This is a genomic window from Ruegeria sp. BHSB056, from assembly GCF_059613305.1.
In genome coordinates, this window is the sequence record NZ_JBXWSG010000071.1 from 1 (window position 1) to 20,851 (window position 20,851).

The 20,851-nt window shown below is 55.9% G+C and carries 17 protein-coding genes; 9 read left to right on the forward strand and 8 right to left on the reverse strand.

Annotated elements, in window-relative coordinates:
* From AC2FND_RS15235 to AC2FND_RS15245, 3 genes are all read left to right on the forward strand, one after another.
* A partial coding sequence (locus AC2FND_RS15235; protein ID WP_496770646.1) for a hypothetical protein occupies window positions 1–1,040 on the forward strand: 1,040 nt, incomplete at its 5' end.
* 286 nt (window positions 1,041–1,326) lie between these two features.
* The gene (locus tag AC2FND_RS15240; RefSeq protein ID WP_480507968.1) at window positions 1,327–3,066 is read left to right on the forward strand and encodes a type I secretion system permease/ATPase; all 1,740 of its coding nucleotides are present in this window, start codon (window positions 1,327–1,329) and stop codon (window positions 3,064–3,066) included.
* A 41-nt stretch (window positions 3,067–3,107) separates the two neighbouring features.
* A complete protein-coding gene (locus AC2FND_RS15245; RefSeq protein WP_496770648.1) occupies window positions 3,108–4,382 on the forward strand; it encodes an HlyD family type I secretion periplasmic adaptor subunit in 1,275 nt (424 codons plus the stop codon).
* 8 nt (window positions 4,383–4,390) lie between these two features.
* Here the strand turns inward: AC2FND_RS15245 and AC2FND_RS15250 are convergent, their stop codons facing one another.
* The 3 genes from AC2FND_RS15250 to AC2FND_RS15260 are packed head-to-tail and all read right to left on the reverse strand — an operon-like array spanning window position 4,391 to window position 7,402.
* Window positions 4,391–5,398, reverse strand: a complete 1,008-nt coding sequence (locus AC2FND_RS15250; protein ID WP_496770650.1) for an ABC transporter substrate-binding protein — start codon at window positions 5,396–5,398, stop codon at window positions 4,391–4,393.
* Complete coding sequence (locus AC2FND_RS15255) at window positions 5,377–6,744, reverse strand: sensor histidine kinase (protein WP_496770670.1); 1,368 nt, start codon at window positions 6,742–6,744, stop codon at window positions 5,377–5,379. Before AC2FND_RS15255 ends, AC2FND_RS15250 begins: the two co-directional genes overlap by 22 nt.
* Window positions 6,734–7,402 carry a response regulator transcription factor gene (locus AC2FND_RS15260; RefSeq protein WP_480507962.1) on the reverse strand — a complete coding sequence of 223 codons (669 nt, stop codon included), beginning with the start codon at window positions 7,400–7,402 and terminating at the stop codon, window positions 6,734–6,736. Before AC2FND_RS15260 ends, AC2FND_RS15255 begins: the two co-directional genes overlap by 11 nt.
* A gap of 108 nt (window positions 7,403–7,510) precedes the next feature.
* Here AC2FND_RS15260 and AC2FND_RS15265 point away from each other — a divergent pair, with 108 nt between their 5' ends.
* The 5 genes from AC2FND_RS15265 to AC2FND_RS15285 all read left to right on the forward strand — a co-directional run bounded on the left by AC2FND_RS15265 (window position 7,511) and on the right by AC2FND_RS15285 (window position 12,493).
* Window positions 7,511–8,491, forward strand: coding sequence for a tripartite tricarboxylate transporter substrate binding protein (locus AC2FND_RS15265; RefSeq protein WP_496770652.1), 981 nt, complete (start codon window positions 7,511–7,513; stop codon window positions 8,489–8,491).
* 65 nt (window positions 8,492–8,556) lie between these two features.
* Window positions 8,557–9,039, forward strand: coding sequence for a tripartite tricarboxylate transporter TctB family protein (locus AC2FND_RS15270; protein ID WP_209597201.1), 483 nt, complete (start codon window positions 8,557–8,559; stop codon window positions 9,037–9,039).
* A gap of 1 nt (window position 9,040) precedes the next feature.
* Window positions 9,041–10,552 carry a tripartite tricarboxylate transporter permease gene (locus AC2FND_RS15275; RefSeq protein ID WP_496770654.1) on the forward strand — a complete coding sequence of 504 codons (1,512 nt, stop codon included), beginning with the start codon at window positions 9,041–9,043 and terminating at the stop codon, window positions 10,550–10,552.
* Window positions 10,545–11,729, forward strand: a complete 1,185-nt coding sequence (locus AC2FND_RS15280; protein WP_496770655.1) for a CaiB/BaiF CoA transferase family protein — start codon at window positions 10,545–10,547, stop codon at window positions 11,727–11,729. The genes AC2FND_RS15275 and AC2FND_RS15280 overlap by 8 nt, the downstream gene beginning before the upstream one ends.
* Window positions 11,726–12,493, forward strand: coding sequence for a citryl-CoA lyase (locus tag AC2FND_RS15285; protein WP_496770657.1), 768 nt, complete (start codon window positions 11,726–11,728; stop codon window positions 12,491–12,493). The genes AC2FND_RS15280 and AC2FND_RS15285 overlap by 4 nt, the downstream gene beginning before the upstream one ends.
* Here AC2FND_RS15285 and AC2FND_RS15290 read toward each other — a convergent pair.
* The 5 genes from AC2FND_RS15290 to AC2FND_RS15310 form a co-directional block, all read right to left on the reverse strand.
* A complete protein-coding gene (locus AC2FND_RS15290) occupies window positions 12,490–13,686 on the reverse strand; it encodes an acetate/propionate family kinase (RefSeq protein WP_496770659.1) in 1,197 nt (398 codons plus the stop codon). The two genes, AC2FND_RS15285 and AC2FND_RS15290, sit on opposite strands and share 4 nt — an antisense overlap.
* A 281-nt stretch (window positions 13,687–13,967) precedes the next feature.
* A complete protein-coding gene (locus tag AC2FND_RS15295) occupies window positions 13,968–16,148 on the reverse strand; it encodes a Tex family protein (protein ID WP_496770661.1) in 2,181 nt (726 codons plus the stop codon).
* A 100-nt stretch (window positions 16,149–16,248) separates the two neighbouring features.
* Window positions 16,249–18,462 carry a hybrid sensor histidine kinase/response regulator gene (locus AC2FND_RS15300; RefSeq protein WP_496770662.1) on the reverse strand — a complete coding sequence of 738 codons (2,214 nt, stop codon included), beginning with the start codon at window positions 18,460–18,462 and terminating at the stop codon, window positions 16,249–16,251.
* Between the two features lie 3 nt (window positions 18,463–18,465).
* The gene (locus AC2FND_RS15305) at window positions 18,466–19,635 is read right to left on the reverse strand and encodes an FIST N-terminal domain-containing protein (RefSeq protein WP_496770664.1); all 1,170 of its coding nucleotides are present in this window, start codon (window positions 19,633–19,635) and stop codon (window positions 18,466–18,468) included.
* Window positions 19,636–19,680: 45 nt separating this feature from the next.
* Window positions 19,681–20,361 (reverse strand): response regulator, encoded by a 681-nt coding sequence (locus AC2FND_RS15310; protein ID WP_496770666.1) that lies wholly within the window; start codon window positions 20,359–20,361, stop codon window positions 19,681–19,683.
* A 180-nt stretch (window positions 20,362–20,541) separates the two neighbouring features.
* Between AC2FND_RS15310 and AC2FND_RS15315 the strand changes: the two genes are divergently transcribed.
* Window positions 20,542–20,851: SRPBCC family protein (locus tag AC2FND_RS15315; protein WP_496770668.1), on the forward strand; the 310-nt coding region annotated here is incomplete at its 3' end.

Genomic DNA, 20,851 nt, shown 5'->3' on the forward strand with positions numbered 1-20,851 from the left:
ATGCTTCGGGGCAATACCAAAGCGGCGTTACCATCGCCAATGTTGTCGATGTCGAAGTTTTCTATGGTGTTGATCTGAACAATGACGGCCACACCGGCCACGTCACAACCAGTATCGAGAGCAGCGGATCGGTAATACTCGCGTCGTCAACCCGCGGCGAGTATCTGATCAACGGTACCATCGGCGTAACGCTCAACGGCAATGCAATTGGGCCAGACAGCCTGCCGGGCTGGCAGGCACTTCAGGCCGAAGCGTCGGGCGGTGGCTACAAGGTTCTGTGGCTGAACACCAACGGGTCATATGCCGAATGGACCACGGATGCTTCGGGGCAATACCAAAGCGGCGTCGCCATTGCCAATGTTGTCGATGTCGAGGCCTTTTACGGTGTTGATCTGAACAATGACGGCCAGACCGGCCACGTCACAACCAGTATCGAGAGCAGCGGATCGGTAACACTCGCGTCGTCAACCCGCGGCGAGTATCTGATCAACGGTACCATCGGCTTGTCGTATAATGGTAATGCAATTGGGCCAGACAGCCTGCCGGGCTGGCAAGCGCTTCAGGCCGAAGCGTCGGGCGGTGGCTACAAGGTTCTGTGGCAGAACACCAACGGGTCATTTGCCGAATGGACCACGGATGCTTCGGGGCAATACCAAAGCGGCGTTACCATCGCCAATGTTGTCGATGTCGAAGTTTTCTATGGCCACGATATTGATGGGGATGGGACCATTGGTCCTGTTCAACCAAAGCTGAGCGCTTTGTTGGTAGCCGAAGACGGCACGGAGAAAATGGCCAAAAACTCCGTTGCATCCGAATGGGACGAGGACGCCGACTATCTGGAATTCGTGCCCGTCTTGCCCAGCTACCAGGACGATGAAGATATTTATGGGTTGGTTGTCTCTTGCATAAAGAACAACGTCGACGTGTCATTGGCGACCAACCTGGGCATTGCGCGGCATGAACCCGTAAACGATGTGGTGGATGACGATGCCAACTTGACGGTTGCGTCCTTGCTGGAGGATGACAGCTTCTTGTGGTGATGTGGCTACCATGTTTGAGGCATTTACAAACCTTCTATTCCGCTGGAAGTGATCGCGGAAGTGATCCAGATGATCAAAGCGCTTTTTCACCCAGCTTGCCGTAATCTTAAAGAACCTACGATACGACGCCGACAATTGGCGTTGGTTTTACAGCTGCGGCTGAATAGCGCTTCTTTACGCTAAGGACCCGCGGTTTCTTGCCCAAAAAAAGATGTGCAAACTTGGCAAGGCTGATCTAACTTTTTAAATGCGGGGGCGCATCTCCGAATAATGTGGATTGAAAACATTGAAACCTGAACACCGCGTATCTGCGGCCCCCCGCCATGAACTGCGCAATGTGCGCAATCAGGGGATCGCGTTCCTTGCTTTGGCGTTCTTGTTCAGCATTTTTGTGAACCTGCTTATGCTGACGGGCCCATTGTTCATGTTGCAGGTGTATGACCGGGTATTGGGCTCACGTGCGGTGGAAACCCTGACAGCGCTGTTTTTGTTGGTGGCGTTGCTTTATGCGCTGATGGCGATGCTGGACTTTGCCCGCGGTCGCATCGTTGCCCGGTTCGGTGCACGGTTTCAGTCACAGTTGGATGAGCGCGTCTTCGAAGCAACGCTGCGACGTTCACTTCTGCCGCAAATTCGGTCGGCCCCGGCAACGGCTTTGCGCGATCTGGAATCCATTCGAAACCTGTGCTCGTCCCCTGTTTTGTTGGCGGTGATGGATATTCCGTGGACGCCGGTTTTTTTGGGTGCGATTTTCCTGTTTCATCCTTTGTTGGGTTGGCTGGCCGTGACAAGCGGTGCGTTGCTTGTCGTGATTGCATTGCTCAATCAGGCACTGACCAGCAGGAAAGTCGCCGAGGCACAATCTGCAGCAGCGCGGGCAAATGCTTTTGCCGAACATGCGCGACAAGCCGCAGAGGTTGTGCGCTCTCAAGGTATGCAGGCGGACGTGACAAAGCGATGGTTGGACCAGCGTTCGAATGCCTTGCGTCAAACCATCTCCGCCAGCGATTGGACGGGCAGTTTTACGTCTTTGACCAAGTCTTTACGACTGTTTCTTCAATCTGCAATGCTTGCCTTGGGCGCGTGGCTAGTTCTGCAAAATGAAATGACACCGGGCGCGATGATTGCGGGCTCAATCCTTTTGGGTCGGGCCCTCGCCCCGGTCGAACAAGCGGTTGGCCAATGGGGCATGATCGAGCGTGCGCGAACGGCCTGGACTTCCCTCAGCCGTTTTTTGGATCAGACCCCACCCGAGGAGCAGCGGATCCGCTTGCCTATCCCGAAAGCGCAGCTGGAAGCCAAATCTCTGACTGTTATTCCCCCTGGGGCAACAACGCCTACGTTGCGGAACGTGAATCTGAAGCTGCAACCGGGCAAGGCGCTGGGTGTCATCGGCAAAAGCGGGTCGGGAAAGACGACTCTGGCCAAAGCGTTGCTGGGGCTTTGGAATCCGGCAGCCGGGGAAATTCGGCTGGGTGGTGCCACTCTGGATCAATATGACTCCAACGATCTGGGCAGCCATATCGGATATTTGCCGCAGCAGGTTACCCTGTTTAACGGAACGGTGGCCGAGAACATCGCCCGGATGTCCGAGAACCCGGATTCCGAAGCGGTGGTGGCTGCGGCCAAAAAAGCCAATGCGCACGACCTTATCCTGTCTTTGGAGAAAGGTTATGGTACCTTCCTTGAAGGCAATGACAGCCAGTTGTCCGGCGGACAGAAACAGCGCATCGCGCTGGCCCGCGCCCTCTATGGCGACCCTGTTCTGCTTATTCTGGACGAACCAAACTCGGCACTGGACGCGGATGGAACCGAAGCCTTGAACGCGGCCGTGAGGGGGCTCAAGGCGGCAGGCAAAGCCGCCATCATCATGACACACCGCCCGCAGGCCATTTCGGAATGTGACGATCTGGCCGTTGTCGAAAAAGGACAAGTGGTCAGATTCGGCAGTCGTGACGAGGTTCTCAGCGCAATGGTGCAAAACGCGGGCGCGATTAAGCGCAAGCTTAGCCCCGTAGGTGAATAATGGCAAAAAAGACGACCAAGAAGCAGGCGCAGGCCTGGAGTATGAGAATTCCTGCCCTGGTGGGATTCGCCGCGCTTGCCATTCTGGTTGGCGGATTGGGTCTTTGGGCAGTTAAGACGCGCCTCGCCGGTGCCATCGTGTCCTCAGGCGTGATCGAAGTGCAAAGCAACCGTCAGGTGGTCGAACATCCTGATGGTGGCGTTGTTGGAGAGATCTTTGTTCGCGATGGTGATGTGGTCGCCTCGGGCGAGATGCTGTTACGGCTGGATGATACCTTCTTATCGTCCGAGCAGACGATCGTGGAAGCGCAGCTTTTTGAGCTGCTGACACGCCGTGTCCGTCTTCAGGCCGAACGCGACGGGCTTTCGCCGGATGAGCTGTCCACGCGGTTGCACGAGGTTCAGACGGAATACAACATCGATCTGGACCTGATCGAAGGTCAGCAAAACCTGTTCAACGCCCGGGTGGTAACCCTATCCAAACAGCAGGAACAGCTGAACAAGCAGTTGGTTCAGATCGAGAGTGAGATTGAAGGCACGCAGGCCCAACTCGTATCGCTGCGCCGTCAGGTTGAATTGATCGAGGATGAGTTGGAAGACCAGCAAAACCTGCTGAAACGTGGATTGACGCAAACCAGTCGTGTGCTGGCCCTACAACGGGAAGAAGCCAGCCTGACAGGTGAAATAGGCCGACTGGAAGCCGCAGTCGCCCGCCTCAAAGGGCAGATCGCTTCAACCGAGATCCAGATCGTTGAACTGACTGCAACCCGCCGCGAAGAGGCAATTACCACGTTGCGGGACGTTCAGGCACAAATTGCTGAACTGTCGGAACGCCGACTGTCCCTGACCGAGCGGCTGACACGTTTGGACATCCGCGCACCGGTCAGCGGAACAGTATATGGAAGTCAGGTTTTTGCCCTTCAATCGGTCGTTCAGCCGGGTGAACCCATGATGTATGTTGTTCCACAGGATACGCCGTTGCTTGTCGCCGCGCGCGTTGACGCGATCCATGTAGATCAGTTGCATGTGGGTCAACCTGTTGCCCTGCGGTTTCCAGCCTTCAATCAGCGTGAAACGCCTGAATTGGACGGGCAGGTCAAAAACGTATCAGCCGATACATTCACGGATGAAAAATCAGGCTTTACATTCTACCGCGCCGAAGTGGTTATGAATGATGGCGAGCTGGACCGTCTCAACGGTCAGGAGCTTTTGCCGGGTATGCCTGTTGAGACACTGATCAAAACCGATGAACGCACCCCTTTGTCCTATCTGGTCAAGCCGATGGCCGATTACTTCAATCGTGCATTTAGGGAATGACGGCAGGGCTATCTCTGGATAACTGCACTTTCCCATTCGGCCAGAAAACGGCGGCGTTTTAATCTGTCCAAAAACGTCATCAGCGCTGGATCAAGCCCAATCGTTTCACGTTCTTCGTCCGTGTCAAAAGGTGCCAAAGGCGGGAGGGTGTGGCCACCACCTGATTGCGTGGATTGCTTTGATACAAGGTGACGAACAAAAGACGCGGCAAATTCGGGTACGGGTGTACCTTCAAGAACCATCGCCGTGCGCATCATGGTCGTCTGAAAATCCGACGGCAGGATAACCTCAAGCGTATCCTTGTGCCCGGCGCGCGCATCCGCATAGCTGCCAAGGACATTATAGGCTACGGCGATCTCACCTTTGACAAGATCATCAATCATGTCGCCGGAACAGCAGTACAGACGCACATCCAACCCGCCCATGACTTCCATCAGACGCCAGAACGTTTCTGACGCACGGGCATCCTGCGTCGCAAACAGATAACCTAGACCAGACTGACGAATGTCATAAGTTCCCACCCGGCCCCGAAAGCTGTCTGGTCGCATTCGAAGGGCTTCAATCAATTGCTGTCGGGTCTCTGGGACAGGCGCACCGAAAAAGGCGGCACGGTTAATCACGATGGTCGCGGGCTCGAACGTGAAGGCGAAAAGACTGCGATGCCACTGCGCCCAGGATGGCAGGGATATGTCATCTATCACGCGTCCATAACCGTCATTGGCCAGTTTCAGTTGCAGGTCCATGGCGCTGGAAATGACAATATCGAAATCTTCGGGTGCGGTGCGCACGATCCGATCGATGTCGGCAGTACCCGTCACCAAATACTCGACAGAAATGTCAGGGTTTTCCTTGATAAAGCTGGAAATCATAGGCTCAAACAAAAACGTATCCGTGCTTGAGATGACCCGAATATGAGCTTCGTCTGCTTCGGCGTTGAATACTTGCCGATCCTCCCAGACTTGCGCCTGTGTGACTGCCGGAAACCAAAGGAGGACTATAGCGATAATGTAACGCATGCGCCGCCTCCCTGCCTGTTGGACAAGTCAAGCGCTCCACCATGCGCTGTTGCAACGTCCTGAACGATGGTCAGGCCCAAACCGGACCCAATGGTACCACTTGCATTCTTACCCCGTTCAAAACGGCGCGTGAGAGTGTCAATTTCGTTTGAGGGAAACCCCGGGCCACGGTCTTTTACCCGGATTTGAACCCGAGGTTCTGAAGTGACTTCGATGCGAACAGAACTGTCAGCCGGAGCATATTTCAGTGCATTGTCGATCATGTTGCGCACGGCGTTTTGAATGAGGATGGGGTCACCTGAATACATGACCTGTGGGTCGCCACAAAGCGACAGTGACAGGTCCTTCATCTCGGCAATTGGTGTCAGGCGCTGCACAAGGTCACGGACCAAGACGTTCAGGTCTATGTCTTCCCGCTCAAGATGGTCAGCCCGGAACGTGATCATCGCATGATCCAACAGCTGTCCAGCTGCACGAGAGCTTTCGTCAATGGCGCGCACCATCGAACGCAGAGCCTCGCGGTTTTCTTCTTTTTCAACCCTTTGCAAAGTGGCGTCAGCATATGACCTGACCGTAGCAAGAGGGGTGCGAACACGGTGTGCCGCCTCGGCAATAAAGTCTTCTGACTGGCTGAGTGACTGATCAAGCCGACCCATCAATGAGTTCAGTGAAGCAACCAAAGGGGCCATTTCGCGGGGTACCGGCTTTTTGAACGGGCTCAGATCCTGCGGCCCACGGCGGGTGACAGAGGTTGTCAATCTGTTCAGCTGCCCGATGGTCGAGGACGTCGCCCAAAAGGAAAGAGCGGCAGCAAGGGCAAAGAACCCTACACCCAGAATAGCCGCATTGCGCGAAATCTGGTCCAGAGTTTCGGCCAACGCGTCTTGTGTTTGCCCCAGCGCGACCACGAGCTCGGTTTGTTTATCCAATCCCACCAATGTTCGGCTGGCGCTGACCTGACGTATAGTTTCACCCCGGATCTGACTGAACCTAAAAAGCGACTTGCCGTCACGCTGTCCAACGGTCGGAGGAAAATCCTCGTATCCTGACAGAAAAGACCCGTCCTGAAAGATAGAATAGAAGATCCGGTCATCCGCAGGGGTGCTTAGCATCGCGAAGGCGGCATATGGGATGTCGACCTCCAACACCCCTTCCCGCAAAGCGGCCGCATCGAGGATTGAAGCCACTGATGCGCCAAGTATGTTGTCCTGCCCCTGTTGCGCGACCTGCGCAGCATAGTTTCGCACTGCGACAAACAGCAGGAACGCAAGTATGGCCGCGCCACCGATCAGTGTCAGAACCAGTCTGTTCCGCAGCGATCCTGACACATTGGGATCAGGAGGCATGGTCAAGTCTGTATCCCAGCCCACGCAACGTGGTGATCTTCAGGTCCGAGGGTTCCAGATGCTTGCGCAGGCGGCCCACATAAACTTCGATCGCGTTATCAGAGACATCATCATCATAAGAAAAAAGCCGGTCGGTTAGTTTTTGTTTCGAAAATACCTGACCAGGTGCGCTGATGAACAATTCCAGCAGGCGCAGTTCACGGTTCCGCAGCGACACGGTCTCGTCACCCACGGTAAGATGGCCCGCCAGGGGATCGAATACGATGCCACCGACTTCTATCGTTGTCTTCGTATTCCCGGATTTGCGACGCAGAACTGCGCGGCAGCGCGCTTCAAGCTCGGCATGATCAAACGGCTTGGTGACATAATCGTCAGCACCCAGATCAAGCGAGCCGATTCGATCCGAAACCTGACTGCGGGCCGTCAAAACGATCACCGGCGTGTCCAAATGGCTCGCGCGATGCCGCTTGAGGAAATCGCGACCGTCCCCGTCCGGCAGCATGATATCCAGCAGGATCAGATCGTATTCCTGCGATTCAACAAAGGCTGTCGCATCGTCCAGTTTTGAAGCGTGATCAACCACATGGCCGTCCAACCTCATGCGGGAACCGATCGCGTTTGCGAGGTCAAGATTGTCTTCGACAAGTAGAAATTTCATCGGGTCTTAACACTATTCTCGTGCATGACAGGTTGATGTCAGGTTGGTGTGTTTAAGTTTTTCCCAATCTGAGCCGCCATGCGGCCCGTTGTCAAATGGGAGGACATCATGACAACTTTCGCACTGGGCCGTCGCGCCCTGATCGCAGCTGTTGCTGCAGTCGGTCTTGCAGGACCTGTTCTGGCTGAAGACCAGGTAGTGGACAGCATCCACTTTCTGATCCCCGGCGGTGCCGGTGGTGGTTGGGACGGTACCGCTCGCGGCACCGGCGAAGCGCTGACGAACGCCGGCCTTGTGGGCACCGCATCTTATGAAAACATGTCAGGCGGTGGTGGCGGCAAAGCCATCGGCTATCTGATTGAAAACGCCGACAGCAACCACGGGACACTGATGGTGAACTCCACGCCAATTGTGATCCGTTCGTTGACTGGGGTGTTTCCTCATAACTTCCGCGACCTGACGCTGGTGTCGGGTACGATCGGTGATTACGCAGCCATTGTCGTCGGTAAAGACAGCCCCATCGACTCTATGAGTGATCTGCTGGCTGCCTTCGACGCTGACCCGGGCAACACGGCCATCGGCGGTGGCTCGGTCCCCGGTGGCATGGACCACCTGGTTGCAGCCATGGTGATGGAAGCGGCTGGGAAGGATGCGCTTGGCGTGAAATACATTCCGTATGATGCGGGTGGCAAAGCCATGGCTGCCCTTCTGTCCGGTGAGATTGCAGCGCTGTCCACCGGTTTTTCGGAAGCCGTCGATCTGGCCAACGCAGGTGAAGTCAAGATCATTGGCGTCACATCGGCAGATCGTGTTGACGCCGCTCCAGACGCGATGACCATGAAAGAACAGGGCATCGACACCACCTTTGTGAACTGGCGTGGCTTCTTTGCGGCCCCAGGTCTGCCTGAAGACAAGCTTGCAGCTTACCAAGCCGCGATTGCAAAGATGTACGACACCCCTGAATGGGAAGAGGTTCGTGCACGCAACGGTTGGGTGAACATCCACAACTCGGGCGATGATTTCCGGTCATTTCTTGAGCAGCAAGAACAACAGATTGGTGATCTGATGAAGAAGCTGGGCTTCCTCTGAATCCAACTTGGGCAGAGCGGTAACCCGCTCTGCCAACCCTGACGACGAAAAAAGGAGGGGGTCCCATGGCGCTGGATCGCTGGATCGCGCTCATTCTTCTGGGTGTTTGTTTAACATATGGCTACGCCGCTTGGTTCACGATGGACAGTAGCCTGCCCCCTTTCATGCAAAGAAATCCCATATGGCCAAGCACTTTCCCCAAAGTGCTGTCTATTCTGGGGATAGCCACTACCACGATCATTCTGCTGGGCTTTGAAAAGGCTGAACCCAGCGAACCTGAAATCGACTATCGGCGGTTGGGCGATTACCATCTTGGTCAGGCGATCATGTTACTGGTTCTGATGGTCGTCTACGCGTTGTGCCTGCGCCCCGTAGGGTTCCTGATCTCAACTTCGGCCTTCCTCATCTTTGGGTCTTTTATCTTGGGTGAACGAAAATGGCATATCATGCTGCCCGTAGCCCTGATCGCCACCGGTACGGTCTGGTATCTGGTTCAGGAGGTCCTTGGCATCTACATGCGCCCTTTGCCCGGCATTTTCGGAGGCTGACATGCTTGAAGGACTTCTGATTGGCCTGCAAACGGCATTCTCACTGCAAAATCTGCTGATGGTCGTCGCGGGCTGTCTGATTGGCACATTCATCGGAATGCTTCCGGGTCTGGGCCCGATGTCGATCATCGCCATCATGATCCCGGTGGCAATTTCCATGGGTGACCCGTCCGCTGCGCTAATCCTGCTGGCCGGCGTGTATTATGGCGCAATTTTTGGTGGTTCGACCTCTTCTATTCTGCTGAATGCGCCGGGGGTCGCGGGTACCGTCGCCTCCAGCTTTGACGGCTACCCGATGGCCCGTCAGGGCAAAGCGGGCAAAGCCCTGACCATTGCAGCAATCGCAAGTTTTGCAGGCGGTACGTTAGGCGCATTGCTTTTGATGATCTTCGCCCCTGCCCTGTCCTCTGTTGCGTTGCTTTTCCATTCAGCCGAGTATTTCGCGCTGATGGTTGTCGGCTTGTCGGCCATTGCCGCCTTTGCGGGAACAGGTCAGGTTGCCAAGGCTATCATAATGACAATCCTTGGGTTGATTATGGCCACCGTCGGTGAAGGCGTACTGTTCAATATGCCTCGTTTCACCATGGGCATCATGGATTTGCAGTCGGGCTTTGGCTTTATCACACTTGCAATGGCCATGTTCGCATTACCCGAGGCGCTGTTTCTTGTTCTCAAACCCAAGGACCTTAAGGGCGAAGAAGGCGAAATCAAGGATCTGCGCATAAGCAGGGAAGAAGCCAAAGCCATTGCACCAGTGATTGGCCGCCAGTCTATACAGGGGTTCTTCATCGGCGTTCTGCCGGGTGCGGGCGCAACGATTGCCAGCTTTCTGGGCTACGCGGTCGAGCGTAACATCGCCCCAAAAGCCGAGCAGGACGATTTCGGCAAAGGGTCGATCAAAGGGCTGGCCGCGCCTGAAACGGCGAACAACGCCGCCTGTACAGGCTCGTTCGTGCCGCTGCTGACCCTCGGCATTCCCGGATCGGGAACGACGGCAATTCTGCTTGGGGCATTGATTGCTCTGAATGTGACACCGGGCCCACGCCTTATGCTGGACGACCCGCAGATCTTTTGGGCGGTCATCATGTCCATGTTCATTGGCAACCTGGTGCTTCTGATCCTTAATCTGCCGCTGATTCCCTACATTGCCAAAGTTCTCTCGGTGCCGCGCAACTATCTGATCCCCTTTATTTTGTTCTTTACTCTGATGGGGGCCTATATCGGACAGAACAATGCAACCGAACTGCTGATACTGGTGGGTTTTGGGGTATGCGCAACGGCGTTGAAATTCGCTGATTACCCATTGGCACCACTGCTGATCGGTTTCATCCTCGGCGGCATGATGGAAGATAACTTCTCGCGGTCCATGCAGCTGTATGATGGCATCGCCTTTATATGGGAGCGCCCGATGACGCTGGGTCTGCTGGTTATCGCGGCGCTTCTGGTGCTCCTACCCAGCTACCGCGCGCGCCGTGCACAGGCCAGGTCGGAAGGGGTTGCCGAAGGTGACTAACCCGCTGGCGGGAATACGGGTTCTCGATCTGACCAATGTCCTCGCGGGTCCATATTGCTGTTACCAACTGGCATTGATGGGTGCCGACGTGATCAAGGTCGAGCGCCCCGATGGTGGCGACCTTGCTCGTGTTCTGGGTGCAGATCCCGCCAGAAACAAGGCGGGGATGGGGATCAGTTTTCTGGCGCAGAATGCCGGTAAAAAATCTGTCACGCTGAACATGAAATCTGAAAAGGGCAAGGCGCTTCTGAAACGCCTTGTCCAGTCAGCTGATGTTCTGGTGGAAAACTTCCGACCCGGAGTAATGGATCGTCTTGGTCTTGGTTATGAAGTTCTGCGCAACGTCAATCCCAACCTGATCTATTGCGCCATCAGCGGGTTCGGGCAGGATGGCCCCCGGCGCGATGATCCGGCTTATGACCAGATTGTGCAGGGTATCAGCGGCGTGATGTCAATCACCGGCGCCCCCAACACGGCACCGTATCGTGTCGGTTATCCGTTGGCGGACACGGTCGGGGGGATGACGGCTGCCTTTGCAGTTTCGGCGGCATTGAACGCCAACCCACGCGGCACCTATCTGGATGTTGCGATGTCCGAAGCCGTGATTTCGACGATGGGTTGGGTTGTTTCAAATTATCTGGTGGGTGGCGTAACGCCCGGAGCGCATGGGAATGAGAACACAACCTCGGCCCCCTCAGGTACATTTGCCACGCGGGACAACCCGATCAACATCGCGGCCAATCGGGACGAGCAATGGCAGGCACTTGCCCGCTGTCTCGGGCGGGATGACCTGCTGAACAACCCCGACTACGCAACGCGTGAAGACCGCAAAAGAAACCGCCACGCCTTACGCTCAGAACTGGAACGAACCCTAAGAACGAAGGCTGCGTCCGAATGGGTGAGTACACTAAATGCATTGGGAGTACCAACCGGACAAGTTTTGACCGTGCCCGAAGCCCTTGCAGACCCGCAACTTTCCGATCGCGGTCTGATTGGGTCTTTACAGGTTCACGGCGAACAAATGCAACTTGCAGGCAGTCCCGTCGTAATGGATGGCACCCGGAGAATGCCGCAAATCGCACCACCAAGGCTTGGGGCCGACAACAAGGCAGTGTGGTCCGAAATCGGATTGACCGACGCGGAAGTCGACGCGCTAAGCAGAGAGGGGATCATATGAGCGATGTGTCAGATTGGTGGGCAACATCCATCATCGAAATGGAACCTGGCCGGATAGACCTGCGCGGGGAGCCGATTCAAAACCTGATCGGACGCCTTGGTTTTGCGGAGATGATCTGGTTTATGGTACGCGGCGACCGCCCATCAAAAGCGCAGGCCCAATTGTTCCAAGCCGCGCTGGTCGCGGCAGTCGACCACGGTCCTCAGGCACCGTCGATTGCAACCGCGCGCATGGCGGTTACCTGTGGCCTGCCTCTCAACAACGCGATGGCGAGCGCTGTGAACATGTTGGGCGACATTCATGGAGGGGCTGGCGAGCAGGCCGTGGAACTCTACCATTTTGTGGGCCACTACCCTGGCGCTTTGGAGCAGGCAATCGATGCGTGGATCGAAAGCCACGGAAAGATACTTCCGGGTTTTGGACACAGGTTTCACACGCCCACAGACCCCCGCGCGCCGCGCCTGATGGACTTGGTCGCCGAAGCGGTGAAAACCGGTGCTTGCGATGGGCAATTCATGCGCATTGCGCAGCAGATCGAGGCAGAACTTGCGCGGCATAAGGGCAAACCTGTCCCGATGAACATCGATGGCGCAACCGCAGTTATTTATGCCGAGCTTGGGTTTGCGCCACCATTGGCGCGCGGCCTTTTCTGCCTGTCCCGATCAGTGGGTATTCTGGCACATGCATGGGAGCAGATGCAGCAAGGTGGTCGCAACAAAGGACCGACCCCGCCCTCATATCGCTGGACGTACCAGCCTAGCTAAGCGCTTTTCCGATGGGATCGATTTGCCAACAGATCGGCGGCCGCACGGGCAATAACCAACTCTTCATTTGTCGGAATAACCATGGCGACCACTCGGGACAGGTCTGTCGAGATGATCCGATCATTGTCCGCGTTGGCATCGGGATCCAGTTCAATCCCCAACCACCCCATTCCGGAACATACCCTGTCGCGCACAAGGCGCGAGTTTTCTCCGATACCACCTGTGAAGATCAGTGCGTCAATACCGCCCAGTATTGCTGCCATTGCACCAAGTTCGCGGCGGATGCGGAACGTGAAATAGCTGATGGCCTGTCGACTTTCGCGGGTATCTGCTTTTTCAAGAGTGCGCATGTCGCTTGAAAGTCCGGACAGACCCAGCAAACCTGATTTGCGAAACAGAAGGTCGGAAATCTCAGAGGCGCTCAACCCTTCCTGATCCATTAGATACAACAAGACACCGGGATCAAGCTGACCGCAACGTGATCCCATCGGCAGCCCGTCCAACGACGAAAACCCCATGGTCGAACCGACGGACCGGCCCCCGATCATGGCACACATCGAAGCGCCGTTACCCAAATGCGCAACCACAACCCGCCCCGCGTGCAAAAGCGGTGCGGTTTTGGCCAAATGGTCTGAGATGTACTCATAACTAAGCCCGTGAAAACCATAGCGCCGGACGCCTTTGTCATAATACTCGCGCGGCAGGGCGAATACGTCGTTCTCCCAGGGGTGGTTGCGATGAAAGGCCGTGTCGAAACAGGCAATCTGGGCGGCATTTGGAAAGCGTTCCATAGCTGCCTTGACGCCAGCTAGGTTATGCGGTTGGTGCAGAGGTGCATACGGAGAGAGCTTGTCCAACTCCTCCAAAGCAGCGGCAGTCAACGGCAAAGGCGTATCGATCTCAGGTCCGCCGTGAACAATACGATGCCCAACCGCGGTGACCTCGCAACTGGGGAAGGCCCGTGACAACAGATTCAGTACCCAATCCAGGGCAGCAGCGTGGTCGTGAATATCGCCTGCCGTGCCATTCGCCAGAACTCCACCACCAGATGACCGCGCCTTGACGATTGGCTCAGGCTCACCGATCCGTTCGACCACACCGGTGCACACCACGACTGGATCGTCTTCTGTCAGTTCGAACAGGCCGAACTTCATCGAAGACGATCCGGCATTCAGTGTCACGACATGTGTCATGCATACCCTCTGGTTTGCGAAAAGGTGAAGTTCCTAAGGTCTACTGATCCGCTCTGGTACAAGGTTGAGTTTAAGACATTACCCAAGACTACGTGCCAGCCAACCGCTACAAACCCCGGTCTTTGCAAATCTCCATGGAAGAAAAGATCGTTCAGCCCAAATTTTTCTGGGGCGCCAACATCACCTTCATTCCTGCCAACCTAGTCGTAATCATGGATTGGAGCACGTGCAAGGCACTAAGCTGACGCTGTCAAAACACGGTTTCGAGGGCTCAGTACGCTTCACCCCCCGCGACGGTTTCCTCCACCCCCTTGTTTTCGCATGGTCAACCCAATGCGCTTTCGCGGGACATCAACATCGACGACACGTACTTTAACCACCTGCCCGGTCTTAACCACGTCATGCGGATCTTTGACAAACCGGTCTGCCAGCTGGCTGACATGAACAAGCCCATCCTGATGCACACCGATATCCACAAAAGCGCCGAAGGCGGCGACGTTGGTGACTGTGCCTTCCAAAACCATTCCGGGTTTCAGGTCGGTGATTTCTTCAATGCCATCGGTGAAAGATGCAGTGACGAAACTGGGCCGGGGGTCGCGTCCGGGTTTTTCAAGTTCGGCAAAGATGTCCCGAACGGTCGGCAAGCCGAAATCCTGAGTAACAAATTGTTCCGCTCGCAACCCCTTTAACGCGCCATCATGGCCCATGATGTTTCGGATGTCGCGACCGCAGGCGGCAACGACCCGGCGCGCAATGTCGTAGGCTTCGGGGTGCACTGAAGACGCATCTAAAGGCTCGGAACCTTCCCTGATACGCAGGAAACCGGCGCATTGCTCGAACGCGCGCGGTCCAAGGCGGGCGACGGACAGCAAATCCTTCCGCGATAGGAAGGGCCCGTTCAGGTCACGGTGGGTGACAATCGCTTCGGCCTGCGCCGGACCCAGACCTGACACACGTGACAGCAATGGCGCGGATGCTGTGTTCAGATCTACCCCGACAGCATTCACCACATCCTCGATGGCGGAATCCAGCGATTGTGACAGGCGATGCTGATCCACATCATGCTGATACTGGCCGACACCAATGGATTTTGGTTCGATTTTGACAAGCTCGGCCAAAGGGTCCTGCAATCGCCGCGCAATCGAGACCGCGCCGCGTAGCGAGACATCCAGATCCGGAAACTCGCGCGCAGCCAGTTCAGATGCGGAATATACCGAGGCCCCAGCTTCGGACACCACCACTTTTGTCGGTGCTTTCACCGTCTTGGGTAGTAGCGCAAGAGTGTCTGCAACCAATCTTTCGGTTTCGCGGCTGGCCGTCCCGTTCCCGATTGCGACCAGTTCGATCTGATGAGCAGATATCAGATTGAGGATACTGGCCTGTGCGCCATGCAAATCATTCTTCGGCTGAAACGGATACAAGGTATCAGTGGCTACAACCTTGCCGGTCGCATCAACGACAGCAGCCTTTACGCCCGTACGAATGCCCGGATCCAAACCCAAGGTCGCCTTGGCACCTGCCGGTGCGGCAAAAAGCAGGTCCTTGAGATTTCGCGAGAAGACCTGAATGGCTTCGTCCTGCGCCCGGCTGCGCAGGTCAGCCATCAGTTCGACCATCATGGACAGCGAAAGCTTTACCCGCCATGTCCAGCCCGCGACTTTGCGCAACCACGCGTCTGCCGGCCCAGTGCCGCGTGTCTGTAGATGAGCGGCGACAATCGTCTCGGCCCGCGCGGCACCAAATTCCGGTTCAGGCGCGATATCCAGTGTGACGACACCCTCTTTGGATGCCCGCAGCATTGCCAAAGCCCGATGTGAAGGCACGTCCGCCCACAATTCGGCGTGGTCAAAGTAGTCACTGAACTTGGCGCCGTCCTTTTCCTTGCCTTCGATGACCTTTGCGCTGAGCAAAGCCTCGCGCTGCATGAAGCTGCGCAATTCGCCCAGCAGTGCGGCGTTTTCTGTCAACCGCTCGGTCAAAATGTCCCGCGCGCCGTTCAAAGCATCCCGGGTCGTTGCTACCACCTCGGTGAGGTACGCCGCGGCTAGCGTTTCAGGATCGCAGTTGCGGTCCGTCAGAATAGCATCAACCAAAGGTTCCAGCCCATTTTCGCGCGCAATCATCGCCTTGGTGCGCCGTTTTGGCTTGTAAGGCAGATATATGTCTTCCAACTGCGCTTTGGTTTCCGCACGCGCTATGGATTTGTTCAGATCTTCCGTCAGTTTGCCCTGATCCTTGATCGAGTTCAGGATGGTTTCGCGCCGCGCTTCAAGCTCGCGCAGATAGGTCAGCCGCTCGGACAGCAGGCGCAACTGGGTATCGTCCAATCCTCCGGTTGCTTCTTTCCGATACCGGGCGACAAATGGCACGGTTGCTCCGTCGTTCAGTAGCTTGATCGCGGCACCGACCTGCTCGGGACGTGCATTTATCTCGGTGGCGATGGTGCGGGCGATACGGTCCAATGGGGCCTCCTGAAACGACGGTGGAAGAACTTCTTAGCCAGCTGTTTCGGCAAGGGGAAGACCCTTGGTTCAATCTGAACCGGTCGCGGATTGATGCCGCTCAGTCGCGGCGTGCAATCGACGATTCCAGCGTTGAGCGCAAAAGGAGCGCATCTAGCGGTTTGTAGAGCAAAGGCAGATTGGCGTGCTTGCAACGCTCGGCCAGTTCTGGTGATCGGTTCGCCGAAATAATGCAGCCGGGCAGAGGACCAAACTCGTTCGTCAGGGCATGTATCGCGTCGATACCGGTTCTGTCGTGGTTCAACTGAAAATCGGCAACTATTGCGTCGGGCAGAATGTCAATTTCGCGAAGTAGATTGATTGCTTCGTCTTCGCTTTCGCTCTCCAAAACCTCGCCCCCCCAGGATTCGATGGTCATGGTCAGTGCGCTACGAAGATTTTCATCATTCTCAATCAACAATACGACCGTGTTACCAAGTATGATGTAGCCCGGATCGTGGGCCGCAGGGGCACTGCCGCATGCAGTCTGCTCTTCCTGTGCCAACGGCACTTCGACCGAGAATCCAGTTCCTTTGCCTACTTCGGAATACAGCTGGATTGGATGTTGCAACAGCCCACAGGCGCGCTCTACGATTGCAAGGCCCAATCCCATACCCTCTGCGGCGCTGGCATCAGAATGCAGGCGCTGAAATTCCTGAAAAACGAGGTCTCTTTGGTCTGACGCGATTCCGATGCCTGTATCCCAGACCTGCAAGGCAATTGCGCCTTCACGACGCCGCACACCGACCAGAACTTTTCCGGTCTCGGTATACCTGATCGCGTTCGACAGCAGGTTCTGCAAAATCCGACGCAAATAGCTGGCGTCGCTGGTCACACGCGCGTTTGTGTCAACAAATGACAGTTCAAGCCCTTTTGCCTGCGCAACCGGACGAAATGAGTCTTCCATCTGAGAAAACAGCGCACTCACTGATATTGTGGACAAATGCGCGGTGGCCCGTCCTGAATCCAGCTTCGAGATATCCAGCAGCGCTTCCAGAATGTGTTCAACGCTGTTCAGCGCACTTTCAGCCTTGCCTGCAACAGTCCTTGCGTCGTCTTTGTCCAGGCCGCTGCCCAGCGATGCAACATAAAGCTTTGCCGCGGAAAGAGGTTGCAACAGGTCGTGGCTGGCCGCTGCCACAAATCGCGACTTGGATGCGTTTGCACGCTCGGCCTCGTTCAAAGCGTCAGCCAGTTCCATCGTGCGTGATGTTACGCGTTGTTCCAACAGCTCTTTGGCCTCGTATAAGGCCTGAGCGGACTTTCGTTCTGCGGTTATATCGGTGAAGGATATCACAAAGCCCCGGTCCGGCATTTCCTGTGCAAACACAGAAAGTATTTTCGACCTTCCACGGTGCATCTGAAATTGCAGAGGACGGCGATAGGTTTGCCGCGTCACCCAATCCAGCAGATCGGCTTCCGTTATTCCCTTCTGAAACTTGATGTTCGCGCTGAGGCGGTTGGACAACGATTCAAACCGGGTCCCCATCTGAAACTGCGCGATCGGAATGGCCAGCAACTCGCTGGCGCGGTTGTTCCACCCGATCAGACGGTGTTTGTTGTCAAAAATACAAACGCCCTGTTCAATATGTTCCAGCGTTGCGCGGATCAGCCTGGCCTTGTCATCCAGTATCCGGTCACGCTCCTGCCGTTCGATCCGCATGATATCGGTCACATCGGTTTGCAGAATAACAGTGCCGCCATCCGGCGTGCGGTGTTCGGATACTTGCGACCACCGATTGCCAACAAGCCGGACGTTGAACACCACATGATCGTCCGTGTGCCGATCCAGACGGCTTTTGGCCCAGTCTGTCGGGGTCATTGTTTCAGGCAGGGACAGAAACCCTGATCGGCTGACCAGTTCGACATATTCGGAAAAGCTCAATCCCGGGCTCAGCCGCTCCTGAATGTCGGGCATATGCAGACCAAAACGGCTGTTACACAGCACCAGTTTTTCGTCGCGATTGAAAAGGGCAAACCCCTCTTGCACCGTTTCGATTGCATTGGCCAGGTCCGCGCGTGCGGCTTCGGTGTCCTTGTTCGCCTGTGCCAATCTGGCATTGGAATCGTTCAGCAATTCAAGGGCGCGTTCCAGATCATTCGTCCGGGCGCGGACCTCTTGTTCAAGCACGGCCGCGCGCTGAAACTGCGCATAAGCTGCGCCTGACGCATCGGTGGATTCTTCTACCCGGCGCATCAGCGCTTCGGCGATTTTGCGAAGTTTCTCGTTCTGGCGGTCAACCGAGTCCGAGGGGTCTGTAAGATGCTCGATCATGCGTTACTCTTTCTCGGGTGGATATATAGCAACACCCGTCAGAGTTTGGTTCACGTGGATGGAATTGTACTGCTCTCCGTAGGTTGAAAATCCGACAACGTGATTACGGGCCAGAATGCCCGAGATGTCGCGGGTCTTTTGCTTTTCCTGCGCTTCCAGTCGGCGGAGAATGCAGTCGCAACCCAGAATGGTGTCGGGTTGCCGTTTCTCGGTCAGAAGGCCGATTTCTTCCTCAAGGTGCTCGACCATATCCCTTGGTTCGGCCAGCGTCAGCACAAGCCCTTCATCAATGGCCGAGAAAAAGACGAGGTCCCCGTTGCCCGCCACCTGCTGAATGGCGCGGACGTGATGCTGCCCGCCAATCTGCACAACAACGGGGTGCGCCGCAAATGTGAATGTCGTCAGTTGTTCCGGATCCTTGCCAAGGATACGGGCGTATTCACGAGCGGCGGGCTCGGCGTTGATTTCCTGAACGATGCGTTTTGCCGGGTCCGCCTTGGTCACCACCATGCGCCGGTTCGTTGGTACCAGATGATCGGTTTTGAACACCTTGATCGGGCACCGCGTACGAACCTGAGTCAGTATGGCAGCATTGCTCAGCGCCTTGCCCTGATGCAGCACATAGGTACGCCCGAACCGGGTTCCATCACCGGCCGATCCGCCAAACAATGGCACCGGCCCCAAACCGACGGCCAACTCGGAGGTCAACGCATCCTCTTTGGTCGACAATCCGTCGATCATCAGGAAAGTAAACTCATGGTTCCAGTCGGGTGCCGTGACCATCATGTCGTTTCGGTAGTGGATCATCTCATTGATGATGCTTTCCGCCTCAAAATCGTTCAGATCGGCAACCAGGACCGTACGCGTGTCGAAATGGGACTGTGGCAGGCCAATCGCGACGATCTGATCCTCGCAATAACCGCTATCCGCAAGTTCTCCGGCGGTGGTACAGCCAACCACCGGAGTAGGCGCAAACACCTGCTCGGCTTTGGTAATGACCGCAGCCGCGTCCGCGTTTGGACTGACAAAAAGTATCACCAGCGCAAGCGGTTCAGCCCCGAGTTGACGTACGAGCACCCCAAGCGCCTGCCCGGTGTCGTAACGCGCGAAAGCCGTTTTGACGATGCCTGTCGCACCGGTCCGGGCTGTCGCCCACCCGACTGCTTGGTCCATCGAGCCTCCTCCCTAAAGCGCGACGATGTAGTGAGAGTATGACGCTTAGCCGTGGTCTTGCAAGACGCTGGCAAACGAAGCTTTCTTTGCAATCAGAACGGCTTGCGTCCGGCTTTGCACACCCAGTTTCCGCATGATTGCCGTGACATGGGCCTTGACCGTGGGTTCCGCAATGGACAGGTCATAGGCAATCTGTTTGTTCAGCTTGCCCTCACAGATCAGTTGCAGAATGCGGGCCTGCTGATTTGTCAGCGTCGCAAGCCGATTGACCGCCTCGGCGTGTTCATCCTCTTCAACATTGATCAGAACGCACCCTTCGGGCACGAAAACTTTGCCGGAATGCACTGTCTCGAATGCCAGGCGAAACACATCGCGTTGGCTATGCTTGGGTACATAACCCGATGCGCCCGCCTGAATCACCTGACTGACAACGCGATTATCCGTCATCGAGGACACCACAATAACCGGGGCATTCGCAGCAGCCTTCAGACGGACAAGACCGTCCAGCCCCTCCACATCCGGCAGGTTGAGGTCCAGCATGACCGCGTCCGGTTTCAGCCCCCCTGACAGAAGTTCCATCGCGCCTTCCAATCGGTCCGCGGTATGGATTTCGCCGATCTGCGCCACGCTTTGCAAGGTCATCGACAGCGCGTCGCAAAACAGGGGGTGGTCATCGACGATCAGCACTTTATCGAAGCCAGACCTTACAATGGAGTCAGCAAGCATTTGGTATTGCCTTTTTCAATCAGGTTGTCCCCAGCTTACCCAATCCTAACAACGAAAGTAATCTGCGCCTACTGGCCCAAAGTCGTACATAAGACCGGCTCGGCGTCACCTACACCCAAGGTCTAATAGGCAGGGTGAAAAACACCACGTAGCGTAAGAAAAAACACTTGGAGAAGAGAAATGGAGCTTAGTGACAGCCGCGTCATTGCCGCGCCGCGATCCAAGGTCTGGGACGCGCTTTTGTCGGCTGAGGTTCTGAAAGAATGCGTTCCGGGATGTCAGGAAATGACCGGCTCGGTCGATGACGGATTCGAAGCGACGGTGGTGCAGAAAGTCGGCCCTGTCAAAGCGACCTTCAAAGGGGCCGTTACCCTTTCTGATATCGTAACGCTTGAAAGCGTGAAGCTCTCGGGTGAAGGTAAGGGTGGGGCTGCGGGTTTTGCCAAGGGTGTGGCCGATGTCAGTTTGTCTGATGTGCCCGAAGGTACTC